This is a genomic window from Sphingobacterium sp. MYb382 (assembly GCF_037572665.1).
Taxonomy (GTDB): domain Bacteria; phylum Bacteroidota; class Bacteroidia; order Sphingobacteriales; family Sphingobacteriaceae; genus Sphingobacterium.
On sequence record NZ_JBBGZT010000023.1, the window covers coordinates 143,233 to 157,991 of the forward strand.

General features: G+C 37.6%; 12 protein-coding genes. 4 read left to right on the forward strand and 8 right to left on the reverse strand.

From position 1 onward, the window contains the following. Positions 1 to 52: 52 nt before the first annotated feature. From WH223_RS10290 to WH223_RS10325, 8 genes are all read right to left on the reverse strand, one after another. Positions 53 to 3,256, reverse strand: a complete 3,204-nt coding sequence (locus WH223_RS10290; RefSeq protein WP_340047533.1) for a KAP family P-loop NTPase fold protein — start codon at positions 3,254 to 3,256, stop codon at positions 53 to 55. Between the two features lie 266 nt (positions 3,257 to 3,522). Further along, complete coding sequence (locus WH223_RS10295) at positions 3,523 to 4,011, reverse strand: hypothetical protein (RefSeq protein ID WP_340047534.1); 489 nt, start codon at positions 4,009 to 4,011, stop codon at positions 3,523 to 3,525. 1,006 nt (positions 4,012 to 5,017) lie between these two features. Beyond that, the gene (locus WH223_RS10300) at positions 5,018 to 5,776 is read right to left on the reverse strand and encodes a tRNA threonylcarbamoyladenosine dehydratase (RefSeq protein WP_340047535.1); all 759 of its coding nucleotides are present in this window, start codon (positions 5,774 to 5,776) and stop codon (positions 5,018 to 5,020) included. Positions 5,777 to 5,957: 181 nt separating this feature from the next. After that, the gene (locus tag WH223_RS10305; protein ID WP_340047536.1) at positions 5,958 to 6,614 is read right to left on the reverse strand and encodes a TatD family hydrolase; all 657 of its coding nucleotides are present in this window, start codon (positions 6,612 to 6,614) and stop codon (positions 5,958 to 5,960) included. Between the two features lie 16 nt (positions 6,615 to 6,630). Next, a complete protein-coding gene (locus WH223_RS10310) occupies positions 6,631 to 7,908 on the reverse strand; it encodes an anthranilate synthase component I family protein (RefSeq protein ID WP_340047537.1) in 1,278 nt (425 codons plus the stop codon). 18 nt (positions 7,909 to 7,926) lie between these two features. Further along, positions 7,927 to 9,198 carry an adenylosuccinate synthase gene (locus WH223_RS10315; RefSeq protein ID WP_340047538.1) on the reverse strand — a complete coding sequence of 424 codons (1,272 nt, stop codon included), beginning with the start codon at positions 9,196 to 9,198 and terminating at the stop codon, positions 7,927 to 7,929. Positions 9,199 to 9,425: 227 nt separating this feature from the next. Next, positions 9,426 to 9,923 (reverse strand): Fur family transcriptional regulator, encoded by a 498-nt coding sequence (locus WH223_RS10320; protein ID WP_340047539.1) that lies wholly within the window; start codon positions 9,921 to 9,923, stop codon positions 9,426 to 9,428. Between the two features lie 81 nt (positions 9,924 to 10,004). After that, a complete protein-coding gene (locus WH223_RS10325) occupies positions 10,005 to 12,212 on the reverse strand; it encodes a RelA/SpoT family protein (protein ID WP_340047540.1) in 2,208 nt (735 codons plus the stop codon). 145 nt (positions 12,213 to 12,357) lie between these two features. Here WH223_RS10325 and WH223_RS10330 point away from each other — a divergent pair, with 145 nt between their 5' ends. The 4 genes from WH223_RS10330 to gloA2 are packed head-to-tail and all read left to right on the forward strand — an operon-like array spanning position 12,358 to position 14,678. Continuing rightward, the gene (locus WH223_RS10330; RefSeq protein WP_340047541.1) at positions 12,358 to 13,002 is read left to right on the forward strand and encodes a DUF4294 domain-containing protein; all 645 of its coding nucleotides are present in this window, start codon (positions 12,358 to 12,360) and stop codon (positions 13,000 to 13,002) included. Positions 13,003 to 13,022: 20 nt separating this feature from the next. After that, entirely contained in the window at positions 13,023 to 13,514 is a 492-nt protein-coding gene (locus WH223_RS10335) for a glutathione peroxidase (RefSeq protein ID WP_340047542.1), read from the forward strand. Between the two features lie 48 nt (positions 13,515 to 13,562). Then, complete coding sequence (gene bshB1 / locus WH223_RS10340) at positions 13,563 to 14,285, forward strand: bacillithiol biosynthesis deacetylase BshB1 (protein ID WP_340047543.1); 723 nt, start codon at positions 13,563 to 13,565, stop codon at positions 14,283 to 14,285. Positions 14,286 to 14,288: 3 nt separating this feature from the next. After that, positions 14,289 to 14,678: an SMU1112c/YaeR family gloxylase I-like metalloprotein gene (gloA2, locus tag WH223_RS10345; protein ID WP_340047544.1), complete on the forward strand. Its 390-nt coding sequence runs from the start codon at positions 14,289 to 14,291 to the stop codon at positions 14,676 to 14,678. The last annotated feature ends 81 nt before the right edge of the window (positions 14,679 to 14,759 follow it).

Sequence of the window (14,759 nt, forward strand, 5' to 3'; positions counted from 1 at the left end):
ATATATAACAAACTAATTTAACATTTTTAATTTGTCTGAAAAACAGGTAAGTCTACCATTGCAGTTGATTGTCAATTTTTAAATTATATATTTCTTCGATATTTCCATTTTTATCTAATTTATAACTACCGCTACCACTAACTTTTACTATTATAGGGATTAGCTTATAATTTATGTTAGAATCAAGACCTCCTATGACTTCAAATTTTCCATCGAAAAAATCAAAGGAACTATTATAAGTATAGATGTCTATATCTTGCGGATTTATGCTAAATAAAGATTCTTCAAATCTATTTAAACTTGGCACAAGATTATTATAACACAGTGATTCAAGTTCATGTGAGAGTTGTAATTTCTCAACAATTCCCATACTAATTCTCTTCTCTTCTTTAGCCATCTCAACAGATTGTATAATATCGTTCAAATTTCCAATACCATCAAGCTTTAGCTTTCTTACTTCATAATACTCTAGACTTTGGAGTAAATCTATTTTTAAAAATTGATTGTATTCTGCACTTTGAACATCTTGTATTAATCTTTCTATATCTTTCAACCCCTCTAATATTTTCTCCACATTTGTTGTATTTTTTAAACAAAATGTTTTTGCATCAGATGGTTTAAAATATTTAGAACCTTTGGTAATAACGGAAATTTCTGTAAAAAATTCCTTAAGGTTATTTTCCTCTATTTCATCAAATCTTCTTTTCAGTTTATTAATTTCATCTATTTGTCTCATTTCAAGTTGAAACTCATTATCCAACTTTTGTTTGATACTACCAAAACTATTAAATAATACAGGCTTATATGCATTGTTTTTAAATAGTTTCCAGTAATTTCGAACTAATATAACATTGTTGATGTTATCATATTGATTATCTATTATAAATCTTTCGAAATTTTCATGTGAACCAAATATTTGGAGATAGAATGGTTCTATATATACTTCATTATGCTGATAACTTAAAGCTATATTGAAGTATTCAGTTGGGTCTTGCCTTATTAGTTTTTCAACTTTAGTACAGGTTTCTTTATCCAATGTAATACTTCTATTAGAATCCATTTTTATATCTCTTATACAGATGTATAATATATCTAAATGTCCCTTTTTAAAGACCGGATTCTCAATTAAGTAATCTTCAAAATATTTCCTAGTAATTGTTAGAATATCTTGATTTTCAACAACAGAAACAATCATCAATTCACCATTTTCCTGTTGAAACGGAAATAACTTCGAAATTAAATTTCGAATAAATCGTATAGGATAATAGGGATAACCTAAACATACTTTATCAAGTAATAAGGCCTTGTAATCCATATCACTAATTCCAACATTTTTCTTAAAAAATTTAACAAATGCATCTTCTTTATTGAAAAACTTTAGTAGCTGAAAATATGTAGATTGTTCATTATTTGACTTTGCATTTATATAAATTAATAATTCAAGGTAGTATTCTAAATCACTTCTACTAGTAATATCATTTAAGTCCCTATGTCCCACAAACGTACATAATTCATTATACTTGTCTTCATCAAAATACCAGTCAATCTCTAATTTAATAGAACAAAACTCCTCATTTATAAAACGCATCATGTATTTATAAGTTAACTTATAATCACTTTCATTTTCATATTCTTGAAAATAATTCTCAAAGAATATAGGTTGGCTGTTTCGACTAGTTTCTATAAAGTTTAAACCCTCCAAGATTAATTTAATTACATTTTGATGTTTTTTTAAAGTATTACTTTCGTCTGTGTCAAGATCAAAATAGTTACTGAGTATTTTATCTTCTACACTAATATTTTTACCTTTTTTTATTAAATTTTCTTGGGTCCATTCATTATGAATATTATGGTATTCTCTATATATAAACAAATAGAAATCATACCATTTACTTTTCAGTATGTATAATAAAAACAAATCATTAGAATCTAAATTTTCACCTAAATTACTATATCGGTAAGTAAAAATATTTAAAAACCGTTTTACATCTCTAAGTGATAAAAATACTTTATGTATAATATTTTTATTTAGATATAATGTATTCTTTATTTTTTCAAATTCATCTGTACTTTTATCAAATTTTTGCTCGATTTTAGTATATAAATAATTATAAATCACATCTTTATTTACTGGAGGCAAGAATATTTCTTTATTAAAAAATTTATCTGAAAAATAATTCTCCGCTTTATGATAGCGATTGTCAAGTACGCCGTTTATATAATCTTTATCATATGCAGTAATAAAGACAATGTTGCTAAAAGAAGCAGTGTAATCAAGAATTTTGAAAACTTCAATTATTTCATTCGCCTGAAGTCTATCTAAATCGTCTATAAAAACTATAATTCTTTTCCCTATTTTTTTAAATTCTGAATTAAGATTATCTTTTGTTAGCTCCTTATCTAGAAATACTGGAGTATTAAAAAGAGCCTCAAGTATTTTTGTTTTATCAATTACTTTAATAGCATTAAGATATTCCTTAAAGTTGTTTGAAAATGCAACATTATATTTTTTTAATTTTGATATCAATAACTCAAAGAAGTCGAATTGGATGCTATTTAAGTCCTTAGAATATCTTGGATTAAAGTTGACTATTACATTTTCATTGCCATCTTTATCATATTGTTCTTTTAATAGATTTAAAAAGGAACTTTTTCCTTGCCCCCACTTTCCAACTACTCCAATGCTTGTAGAACCATGAGAATCCACACTAAGGCTATCAATGCGTAACTTTACCTGTTTTATCTTGTGGTCGAGTTTCAGTAGGTCATCTTTCTGTTTTTGAATAGAAAAATCTGGACAGTAATCGATATTTGACTTCTTAATATTTCTGTTAGGCTTAACTACTTCCTTAATATTTATATAACTACGACAAAACATTATCATTGCTAATAAAAACACAAGTAGATCGCTTAAACCTATGCCATAATAATTAGGGTAAGCAATATACTGTTTAGTAATCCAACGGTAATAAACATAAATTATAACAAAACACCCTGTACTTACTAAGTATCTGTAGGGTGTAAAGACTTTATTTGCATGCCAATTACGGAATTTAAAAATGCAGTATGCGATTGAAGTAACTAGTACAAAAATACATGGAAGTGAATTTTCTTCAACTTCAGAAAGAACAGATAGTATTTCATTGTTATAAATATCCAATATTTTAGATTCAAAGGATATAAATACAATTATTAATATAAAACAGATTCTTAGTGTAGTGGTATCCTTATTAGACCACTTATATTTAGTATTCATTATGTTTTTATATGCGGTAAATATATTTTACAATTTGTTTTATTAAGATATATCTATTTTGCTTTAATCTAGATAACTAAGATTATAAAATCTTAGTTTGCAGATGAATTATAACACGAATATTCAAATTCTTTTGAATATTTTTCAAAATTTACTTTTTCAATTTTATATTTCATTACATTGTTGTACGATAAACAATTGTTAAAAAATATTTTTCTATTATTGAATTGGTGGAATTACCTATTAATCTATCTCATTTCGTGAGTTTATTTTTTAGCAATTTCATCTACTAAACCAATTTCGCCGAAAATTTCTTTGAATGTTTTTAGTAGATTATGGCCTAGGCCTTCAATAAAACAAATTAATTCAATAGCCTCTAACTCCTTAACATCTCCACTACCTAGACGGCTTATTTTACCCTCAGACATCTTAATATCTTTTTCAACTTGTTTTTGTGTTAGACAATGCTTTTGTATAAACTGAATATCAGGGGAAAGGTGTTCAAATTCAGCGATGAGGTCTACTTTAGATCTATTCTGAAATATTTCATTTATTGCATTATTAAACTCCTCATCAGGAAGCTCTTTAATACGTATAGACGTAAAAATAATTTTGTAAAACTCTAAAGGAGTTGGTTTACTTGATTCCTTATTGCTAAGATCATTAAGTCGAGGTGTTTTTATTCCAGTTAATCTGGAAATCTTTGCCTTATTAATATTTAATTTACTTAGGTATTGTCCAAAGGATGTGCTCATGAAAAATTTTATATATGACTTTAGTAAAAATAATTTGTTAAAGTCTTTTGTTTTAATTATCTTTAGTAAGATTATAAGAGACAAATAGGGCAGTGGCCCTGAACGCTGCACTTACGATGTCACTTGCAAACAGAGACTGTCAATTTTTGTCTTGTAAGTTGATTCAGAGTTCGCTTCACATTGAAATTGTCTTCTCATGAGCAGTTTCGGTGGAGCGGACTTCTATTTCAGTTTACGTGGCAATTAATCCTTCGATGAAGGTCATTGATGGTAGTATGTACGAAGCGTTATAAGGTAGCTCTATTGATATCCATTCCATGAATACCAGCCTTTAGCTTTGCGAGTAGACAGCGTTTATTTAACCAATAAACTATGAGAACGAATACCCAACACATCTACCATACATATGTTTCGATCCAGGATCGAGAATGATGGTCCCTAAATGATTACTACTAAAGAACGTATATGCCGCCTTATTAAGAGGTAGACCGCTTAGACAATAGGAAAAGGGGGCGCATGGCATTTTTGTCATGGTAGGCTTTCTCTATGCTTTTTACTGCATATAAAAAGAGCCGAGCAATAATTCTATTGCTGCTGTCTCATTCTTCTTGTCTAGTACCGGTTCTTTAGAAACGTGTTTATTGCTTCGCTTACCGGAAATGGTCTGTCTATTAATAGTTCGCACCTAAAAATAGCATTCTTTTCTTGAAGCTGCAATAGACCGTTAAGCCTAATCATTTATTGTTTCGTAGGAGTCAAGTAATGTCCGCTATTAATTAGGGCATTACTGGCTTATTGTTTCACTAATTAACCTAAAAAAATGAAGAGTTTTTATTGGGGTGGCCAGGGTATGCCTTTAGGATTTCCTTTTACTTCATTCGCTAAATCCTAAAAGATTATCCATGTAACCAAAGTATAATAGATATGAAAAGTAGAGTCGGAGAGGCTCCTCCTAAAACAAAAAAACCTGAAGCAAGTTCAGGTTTATATGAGAGTAGCGTAATGCCTATTTGGCCATTAACGTGTTTTTAGCGAGGGGAATATCAATATCCATCAATTCGCGAATAGCGACCGATGCGATAGCACCACCAAAGGCCGCCGGTAGATAAGACATGGTGCCATATGCCGATTTCTTAAAGTTGCTACCATCCGTATACAACAAGGAGCTTTTGTCGGGCAATTCTGTTGAGAAAGCCACTTTCACACCTTCACGAATACCATGCTTACGCAATTTCTTACGAATATGATGAGCCAGCTTACAGTTGTAGGACTCGCCAATATCAGCGATACGGATTTTAGTAGGGTCCATCTTTCCGCCAGCACCCATCGAGCTTACGAAAGGAATATGTGCCGCTAAGGCCAAACGGATAAAGAATAATTTAGGCGTGATACTATCGATAGCCTCGATGCAGTAATCAGGCTTCAAGTCCAGAAGCGACTGAATGTTCTCTGGCAAAATAAACTCTTGAATAACGGTTAATTCCAACTCCGGGTTAATCGCAAGGAGACGCTCGCGCATAATCTCGGCCTTTGCCACACCATGGTTGGTAAATAGCGCTGGTAATTGGCGATTACGGTTCGACGGATCCACGGTATCACCATCAATGATAGTCATCTTACCAACACCAGCACGACACACAAATTCGGCCGCAAATGAACCCACACCACCAAGTCCTAAAACCATCACGTGGGAATTACTAAGTTTCTCTAAAGCTTCTCTTCCAGTTAATGCTTCAGTTCTTGATAACCAAGATAGATCCTTCATTTTAATATCACTAATTATACGTCTTATACCTTAAATAGCTCCTTGACATAGGTCTTAAGCTAATTTTTGAACGGGGCAAAAGTACACATAAAAATCTACTATTCTAGTAGATTGAATAGCATATTAGCGAATTAAGCTGAAAAATATAAAAGAATGAATTAATGATTAAAACAGCGTATACTTAAGATGATTTCTCAAATACTTGGGTAAAATTTGAATAGAGCTGCTGCGCCAACTCGGAGCGCTCCATATTCTTTGTAGTAGCCACATAGTCGTAGATCGATTCTATTTTACAAGACTGGTTGTCGGTCTCCAGGAAAATACGGTCTAAAGGAAGTTCATGCACCAGCTCATCTTTTTTGCCATGGAGCAGGGCAGTTCCCATGCTTAGGTAATAGCCTTCCCGTACAATCTGTTGGGCTAAGGCTACATTCTTCTCGAAGCCATGAAACATCACAGGCACAGACACCTTATGCTGACGCAACAGCTGCAAGCATTCCTGATAGGCACGTACACAGTGGATAATAAGTGGTTTTTTAAGCTGATTGGCTAAGGCTATTTGTCGCTCAAACAAAAGCACTTGCATATGCCATTCCGTATCACATAGTTTATCAAGACCACACTCGCCAATGGCAAGCACCTGCGTTTTGCGGCCATGCTCATACAACACATCAAGCTGCGCTTCATAGGCTGTATCGATATACCAAGGGTGAATTCCGAGGGAACAAGGTTGTGTAATTAAATAGTTTTTGGAGACAATGATATTGGGCAAAGAAAATTCAGCAGCTGTATTCTCTTTGATATGGTGGGTATGAATGTTGACAAGAGGCACATGCATACTCAAATATATGAAATTAATTTAACTTACTATTTAATGCTTTCAAAATTCCGGAAGCCTTTAACATGCACTCCGAATATTCTTGTTCGGCCACCGCCTCATAGGTAATGGCACCACCCGTGTGGAAAGATAGATATCGCTCGCTTTTGTTGTAAAGGATAGAGCGTATTATTACATTAAAGTCAAAATCTTCATCGGGAGCAAAGTAGCCTACAGCACCAGAATAAATGCCACGCATGCTATTTTCGTAACGATCGCATAGCGCCATCGCACTAATTTTCGGTGCCCCCGTCATGGATCCCGGTGGGAATGTATTGCGGATAACGGTAGTTGTCGATAGCGCAGGGTCTTGCGTACAGGTGATGGTAGATATCAGCTGATGCACCTGCTTAAAGGTATGCACCTCCAGTGGACGCACCGCACTAACGGTGCCCGCTTGTGCACTACGCGTTAAATCGTTGCGTACTAAATCGACAATCATCACATTTTCGGCAATCTCTTTTGGATTGTTTCGTAAGCCCTCAATACGCGCTTGATCCTCCTGAGGCGTTGCACCGCGAGGTGCTGTACCTTTTATAGGCTGCGATATCAATGTTGTACCGCGTTTGGCAAGGAATCTTTCCGGCGAAGCCGATAAAACATACTTGTCATCAAGCTTAAAAAACACGGAAAACGGCGTAGGAGAGAGGCTACTCAACTTTTCATATACCGCTAGCGGGTGGATATCCGCTCCTTCGGCATAAAACTCCTGACATAGATTGACCTCATAAATATCACCTTGTTGGATATGTCGCTGCAACTGTGCAAAGCTATCTAGGTATTGGTCTTTCGACATACGCTTTTGCAGCGCTATAGCAGCGGTATCAGCCACCTCTACTAATTCGGTCGCCAAGATGGCCTGATAGACAGCCTCTGGGTCTTCCGATTCAATAGTCACTTCATAATCAGAAAACTGAAGTAGCGTAGATGGAACAAAGAAATAGGCGTTGGGAAAATCTAAACGATTAGGGAAAGACGTTTGGAGGTCTTCAATCTCGTTCTTTAAGTCGTAACTAAAAAAACCGAACATCCACGTTTGTGGATGCTCCGTTTTAAAGTTTTCTAATGCTTCGAAGCTAGACTGATTGGGCGTAGACACAAATTTGTGCTTCGCCTGAACGGCTAATAGCTCCGTTATTTTGCTATAGTTATCGGGGTAATCGTGCGACTGGAGTTGGCAAACTTCATCAAACTGTTGTGCCCATTGTAGAGCCTTTCTTCTGAAAAGTATGGAATCATCCAGCACAAAAATCATAACCCCTCCGCTACGTTATTACAATTCTATAGTTTGTACACGATCAGGACCTACCGATAAATATTTAATCGGCACTTCCAATGCTTTCTCTAAGTAAGCGATGTAGTTTTTCAATGCTGTAGGCACTTCTTCTGGAGTACGGATACCTGTGATATCTTGGTTCCAGCCTTCTACTTCTTCTAAGATAGGCTCAGCCTCATTGGTAATAATCTCGTAAGGCATGTAATCGATTACCTCACCATTATGCTTGTACTGCGTACAAACGTAGATTTTTTCGAAAGTATCCAATACGTCAGCTTTCATCATGATTAATTCAGTAACGCCATTGATCATGATCGCATATTTCAATGCTGGAAGATCAATCCATCCTGTACGACGTGCACGACCTGTTGTAGCACCAAATTCATGACCTAACTTACGCAGTTCTTCACCAACTTCGTTATCCAACTCCGTTGGGAACGGACCGCCACCTACACGTGTAGCATAAGCTTTGAAGATACCGTAAACTTGACCGATTTTGTTTGGAGCAACGCCCAAACCAGTACAAGCACCAGCTGTAGTTGTGTTAGATGAAGTAACGAAAGGGTATGAGCCAAAGTCAACGTCTAATAACGTACCTTGAGCACCTTCAGCCAATACTTTTTTACCTTCTTTCAAGTAGGTGTTTACCAAGTGCTCAGCATCAACATGCGGAATAGATTTGATAAACTCGATAGCTTGTAAGAAAGCAGCTTCTTTTTCGGAGAAATCAGGAATCTCACCGTAGTGTGATAAAATCTCTAAATGTTTAGCTTTCAATTTCTCGTAGCGCTCTTGGAAGTCAGGAAGGGTAGTATCACCAACTCTCAAACCGTTACGACCTGTTTTGTCCATATAAGTAGGACCGATACCTTTTAATGTAGAACCGATTTTGCCAGCACCCATTTTAGATTCCGAAGCGGCATCCAATAATTGGTGAGTTGGTAAAATTAAGTGCGCCTTGCGGGCCAACACTAATGTTCCTTTTCCAACAGGATCGAAACCTGCGGCTTTCAAATTATCCAATTCGCGTTTTAAGATAATCGGGTCGATTACCACACCACCACCAATTAGGTTTAAGGTACCTTCGTTGAAGATTCCTGAAGGAATCGTATTCAACACGAATTTCTTACCATCAAACTCTAAGGTATGTCCAGCATTTGGGCCACCTTGGAAGCGTGCGATTAAATCATACTTAGGACAAAATACGTCAACGATTTTTCCTTTTCCTTCGTCGCCCCATTGCAGGCCTAGAAGCACATCAACTTGCATAATATTGAGATATTGAGATTTAAATTAATTTGATATTTTATCTTTTTTACGCTACTAAAATGGCGCAATTTGATGGTAAGGAGAGAAACGTATAGCATACTGAGCGTATAAACCTTCTGTTTTCAATTCCTAAAAGCAAATTGCCCATAAAAAACAAAGTTCAGAAAAGAAGATATGCTATCCGCTTTTCTGAACAAAGGTAACACAATAATCCGTCGATTATCACATTAATTTGAAATTACCGTTTCGTTGCTTTCGACAGGTTTTTTTGCGGATTCCAGCTTCTGGCAATCCTCACAAACGCCGTACAGGTTCAAAGAATGGTGTTTGATGTCAAACTTCAGTAAATCACCCATTAAACTTTGGATTTGGTTAATGCGGGGATCACAGAACTCAACCACCTTGTTGCATTCAATACAAATAACATGGTCGTGTTGCTTATAGCCGAAGGACTTTTCGAACTGCGCCATATTTCGACCAAACTGGTGTTTGGTCACTAAATCACAGGATACCAAAAGCTCTAAGGTGTTGTATACCGTAGCACGGCTAACACGATATTTCTTGTTTTTCATGTGGATGTACAAAGACTCCACATCAAAATGATCCGAACGGGAATAAATCTCCTCTAAGATTGCATAGCGCTCAGGGGTCTTTCTTAGATTTTTATTCTCTAAGTAAGCTTCGAATATTTTCTTTACCGTAGGGTAGTTTTCAGCTAAATTCATAATCAATTCTACTAAGGCACAAATTTATTAAATTCCTTTTTAAAAAACGATGCTTTTGAAAAGGATGACACTATACCGATTTTAATGCACAGCGTCGTAGCGTGTAACACTTGTAATACCACTGATCTCTTTAAGGTTTTTCATCAAGTTTTCCAATTGACCAGTGTTGTTGACAAATACCATGATGTCACCCTCGAATATCCCTTCATTACTCGTTATCGCCAGCGATCGGATATTGATATGGAAATCCTGTGAGATAACATTCGTAATCTTATTCACCAAGCCGACATCGTCAATACCGATAATGCGCAAGCCCGTTAAGAAAGCGGCATCAGCCTGTTGCGAGGTCCATTTAGCCTTCAAAATACGGTAGCCATAGTTGGCCATCAGCTTCGACGCATTAGGACAGCTGGTACGATGAATCTTGATACCGTCGTTTACCGTCAGGAAGCCGAATATATCGTCTCCAGGAATCGGGTTACAACAAGGAGCAAGGGTATAATCGATCTCTTGAAGATCATCACCAATAAGAATCGTATCCAGCTCCTTCTTATTAATCTTCTCTACTAAGCCTGTAATATGCGTCGTAAATTGATTGTGCAGATGCTCCGGTTGCTTTTCTAATGCGGCATATTCACGTAGACTTTTTGTATCTACATTACCCTTTGCTACATTATAAAAGAGATCCTGCGAACTCGGAAACTTAAAGTGATTCGCTATCTTATTAATATTATCAGTGTTGTACGTGATTTTTAGAGACTTCAACTTACGTTCTAAAATCTCTTTACCATCTTCCGCCACACGACGTTTTTCTTCTTTCAGGGAGGAGCGAATTTTGGATTTTGCCTTCGCCGTGATCACGAAGTTCAACCAATCCTCTTTAGGCGCCTGCTTGCTAGATGTGATAATCTCCACCTGATCACCATTTTGTAAAGGATGGCTCAGCGGCACCAGCTTGTGGTTCACCTTAGCCCCAATACAGGTGGCCCCAATGTCAGAGTGAATCTCAAAAGCAAAGTCTAATGCTGTAGCTCCATTAGGCAGCTGCACCAACGTTCCTTTGGGCGTAAAGATGAAAATCTCATCCGAGAAAAGGTTCATCTTAAAGTCGTCGACGAAGTCCATCGCATTTTGCTCGGAGCTGCTCAACATATTACGCACCTTCTGAATCCATTGATCCAAACCACTATCTGAGTTCGACTCTTTATATTTCCAGTGCGCGGCAAAACCTTTCTCCGCGATTTCATTCATGCGGCGTGTACGAATCTGCACCTCCACCCATTGGCCACGTGGCCCCATAACGGTGGTATGCAAGGACTCGTAACCATTCCCTTTCGGTGAGGAAACCCAGTCGCGCAAACGGTCCGGATTCGGACGATATAAGTCGGTGATGATGGAATAAACCTTCCAACATTCCGTTTTCTCCCGATCGGGCGTTGTATCTATAATAACACGGATAGCAAAAAGGTCATATACCTCCTCAAAAGGGATAGACTTTTTACGCATCTTATTCCAAATAGAATGGATAGATTTCGGCCGTCCAAATACATCCGCCTTGATGCCTTGCTCTTCCAGAATGTTACGCACCGGACTTATAAAGTCGATAACAAACTTCTCCCGTTCTGCTTTTTTCTCATTAAGCTTCTTGGCGATAAATTTGTAAGTATCCGGATCGGTAAACTTCATGGAAAGATCTTCCAGCTCCGATTTTATAGCGTATAAACCTAAACGATGGGCAAGAGGGGCATAGAGGTAGCTCGTCTCGGAAGCAATTTTCAATTGCTTATGACGGGCCATGAACTCCATGGTACGCATATTATGCAGCCTATCCGCCAGTTTAATCAAAATCACACGTACATCGTCCGCTAGCGTCAAGAGCATCTTCCGAAAATTCTCGGCTTGCATAGAGCTATTCGGATCAAAGATGCCTGATATTTTGGTCAACCCATCGATAATACGCGCTACCTTCTTACCAAACTGCGTTTCAATCTCCTGTAGGGTGATTTGCGTATCTTCCACCACATCATGTAGCAGTGCACACACAATGGATGTGGTACCCAAACCAATCTCTTCGGCCGCAATTTGGGCCACGGCAATAGGGTGATAAATATAAGGCTCACCAGATTTGCGTCGCATATCCTTATGGCATTCTAGTGCCAGATCAAACGCTTTACGAATTTCCTGCTTATCTCCTCGCTGTAATGTAGGCTTACACGCCCTCAGTAATGCACGGTATCTCTTCCTAATTTCTTTATTTTCCGCTTCGATGTCAATCACATATTCTCCCATAAACAGGCTCGAAAAATTGCTTATATTATTTTTTTTTGTATATTTATTACCAGTAACCTGCTACTAACGAAGTAGCTACTAATAATATATAAATATAGTGATTTTTTGGCATATTTAAAAACGTACAATCTAAAATAGTTGGGTGATGAATCGTTGGATTAGGGGGATTACGGCTATATTTTTAGCCCTCCCTATATGGACTTATGGGCAGGCATTGCAAGTGCCACATTACGGGGAAGGCGAGGGAGAGACGGTTTCCAAGTACTTAACCAATCGTACCGAAACAGGAGAGGTGCTACCTTTTTTCTTAATCGATAACATAACAATTGTTGCACGCCGTACTTTCAAAACGGAGGAAGACAGGCAACGTTATCTCCGCTTAGAACGCAATGTGTTGCGTGTGTTGCCTTATGCTATCTACGCGCAGAAGCGCTATGAGCAGCTCGATAGGGATTTAGCCATGGTGTCAACCAAAAAAGAGGAAGACCGTTTAATAAAAGCATGCGAACAAGAGATTAAAAATAAGTTCAATGCAGAGATTAAGAACCTCAGTATATCACAAGGAGCCATTTTAATTAAGCTTGTGCAGCGCCAAACAGGAAACACGAGCTACGAATTGGTGAAAGAGATGAAAGGCGGTTTATCGGCCTTTTTCTACCAGTCTGTTGCTAAAGTATTCGGGCATAACCTAAAGTCAACCTATGACCCGAATGAAGATTATGAAATAGAAAATATCATTCGGAGCTACGAACGTATGCGTCCGATTAAGAATTTATATAACACATACTAACGAACAAAAAAAGAAGAGATATGCACACGGTTTATGATTTTCATGCGCTACAATTTAATGATGAAAAAAAATCGTTGCAAGATTATTCGGGCAAAGTACTCCTTATTGTCAATACAGCGAGCCAATGTTATTTTACCAAGCAGTTTAAAAACTTAGAAAAGCTGTATCAGCGCTACAAAGACCAGGGACTTGAGATTCTAGCCTTCCCGTCCAATGATTTTAGAGGTCAAGAACCTATGACTGGACATCGACTGGAAACCTTTTGCCGAATACAGCAACAGGTGACTTTTCCCGTTTTCAGACGCATCCATGTTATTGGCGAATATTGCGACCCTTTGTACAGCTTTCTGAGCGACATTAAGCAAAATGGTAAGGTCAACAAGAAGCCTTTATGGAACTTCCACAAATATTTGGTCAATAAGAATGGGGAAGTGGTAGATTTTTTCTATAGCACGACGAACCCTACCGCGCAGCGGGTTATGACAAAAATCGAACAATTGTTAGCGGAGTAAAAAACTTTATTTATAGTTATCTTTGTGCCACATAATGAAATTATAGGTATGAAGTTAGACTTAATGGTCATGACTGTACATCCGGATGATGCCGAGCTAGGCGCCGGAGGTACCATGGCGAAATATGTAGCTGAGGGCAAGAAGGTAGGGATTATAGACCTTACAGAAGGGGAGTTAGGCACACGCGGAACAGCAGAAACACGTAAACAAGAAGCGCTCAAAGCAGCAGAGATACTCGGTGTTCATGTACGTGAAAACCTAGGTCTGCGTGATGGTTTCTTTCAAAATGATGAAGCTAGCCAGCTGGAAATTATCCGCTGCATCCGTAAGTACCGCCCAGAGATTGTCATCACCAATGCGCTGGAAGACCGTCATCCTGATCATGGACGAGCGAGTAAGCTTGTATATGACGCACTTTTCTTGAGCGGCTTACGCCGAATAGAAACGTATGACGCTGATGGTAACGCACAAGAGGCTTTCCGTCCACGCTTGCAACTACAATTGATCCAGGACAAGTATATCCAGCCAGATATCATCCTGGATATCACCCCGTTTTGGGCCATTAAAGAACAATCGGTGTTGGCCTATACCACGCAATTTAACGCTAAGCAAGACGATAGCGAGCCACAAACGTATATTTCAAACCCTAACTTTATGGATGCTACGCGTGGGCGTGGTGCAGAGCTAGGCCGTAATATCCAGGTTCCATATGCCGAAGGCTTCACCTCCAGAAAACTACTCGGTGTTAACGACTTATTTGAATTGGTATAAACCATGATTCAGATCAATAAAGTTCACCATATTGCTATTATCTGTAGTGACTATAAACGGTCACTACAGTATTATACGGAGATTCTAGGCTTCAAATTGGATCAAGAAACCTATCGTGAAGCACGCGACTCCTACAAAGCAGACCTTAGTCTGCATGGCGCATACATTATCGAGCTTTTCTCATTTCCTTCACCACCCAGCCGTCCTTCACGCCCCGAGGCACAAGGGCTGCGCCACCTAGCTTTCGAGATAGATGATGTTTCGGCTGTCGCCAAATTCCTGCAGGCGAAGGAGCTACCCTGTGAGGATATTCGTATCGATGAGCTTACGGGAAAGCGATTTTTATTCACGCAAGATCCCGACGCCCTACCCATCGAGTTTTATGAAAAATAGATGGCATTATTTTAACATTAATTTGCTTTAAGGCCATTTCTGAATAGAATTTACTTTCGTATCTTTATCCTAACTTTGAAA

Excerpts from the sequence above, each read along its gene's own strand:
- WH223_RS10290 (WP_340047533.1), bottom strand. The coding sequence starts at position 3,256 with ATGAATACTAAATATAAGTGGTCTAATAAGGATACCACTACACTAAGA.
- WH223_RS10295 (WP_340047534.1), bottom strand. The coding sequence starts at position 4,011 with ATGAGCACATCCTTTGGACAATACCTAAGTAAATTAAATATTAATAAG.
- WH223_RS10300 (WP_340047535.1), bottom strand. The coding sequence starts at position 5,776 with ATGAAGGATCTATCTTGGTTATCAAGAACTGAAGCATTAACTGGAAGA.
- WH223_RS10305 (WP_340047536.1), bottom strand. The coding sequence starts at position 6,614 with ATGCATGTGCCTCTTGTCAACATTCATACCCACCATATCAAAGAGAAT.
- WH223_RS10310 (WP_340047537.1), bottom strand. The coding sequence starts at position 7,908 with ATGATTTTTGTGCTGGATGATTCCATACTTTTCAGAAGAAAGGCTCTA.
- WH223_RS10315 (WP_340047538.1), bottom strand. The coding sequence starts at position 9,198 with ATGCAAGTTGATGTGCTTCTAGGCCTGCAATGGGGCGACGAAGGAAAA.
- WH223_RS10320 (WP_340047539.1), bottom strand. The coding sequence starts at position 9,923 with ATGAATTTAGCTGAAAACTACCCTACGGTAAAGAAAATATTCGAAGCT.
- WH223_RS10325 (WP_340047540.1), bottom strand. The coding sequence starts at position 12,212 with ATGGGAGAATATGTGATTGACATCGAAGCGGAAAATAAAGAAATTAGG.
- WH223_RS10330 (WP_340047541.1), top strand. The coding sequence starts at position 12,358 with ATGAATCGTTGGATTAGGGGGATTACGGCTATATTTTTAGCCCTCCCT.
- WH223_RS10335 (WP_340047542.1), top strand. The coding sequence starts at position 13,023 with ATGCACACGGTTTATGATTTTCATGCGCTACAATTTAATGATGAAAAA.
- bshB1 (WP_340047543.1), top strand. The coding sequence starts at position 13,563 with ATGAAGTTAGACTTAATGGTCATGACTGTACATCCGGATGATGCCGAG.
- gloA2 (WP_340047544.1), top strand. The coding sequence starts at position 14,289 with ATGATTCAGATCAATAAAGTTCACCATATTGCTATTATCTGTAGTGAC.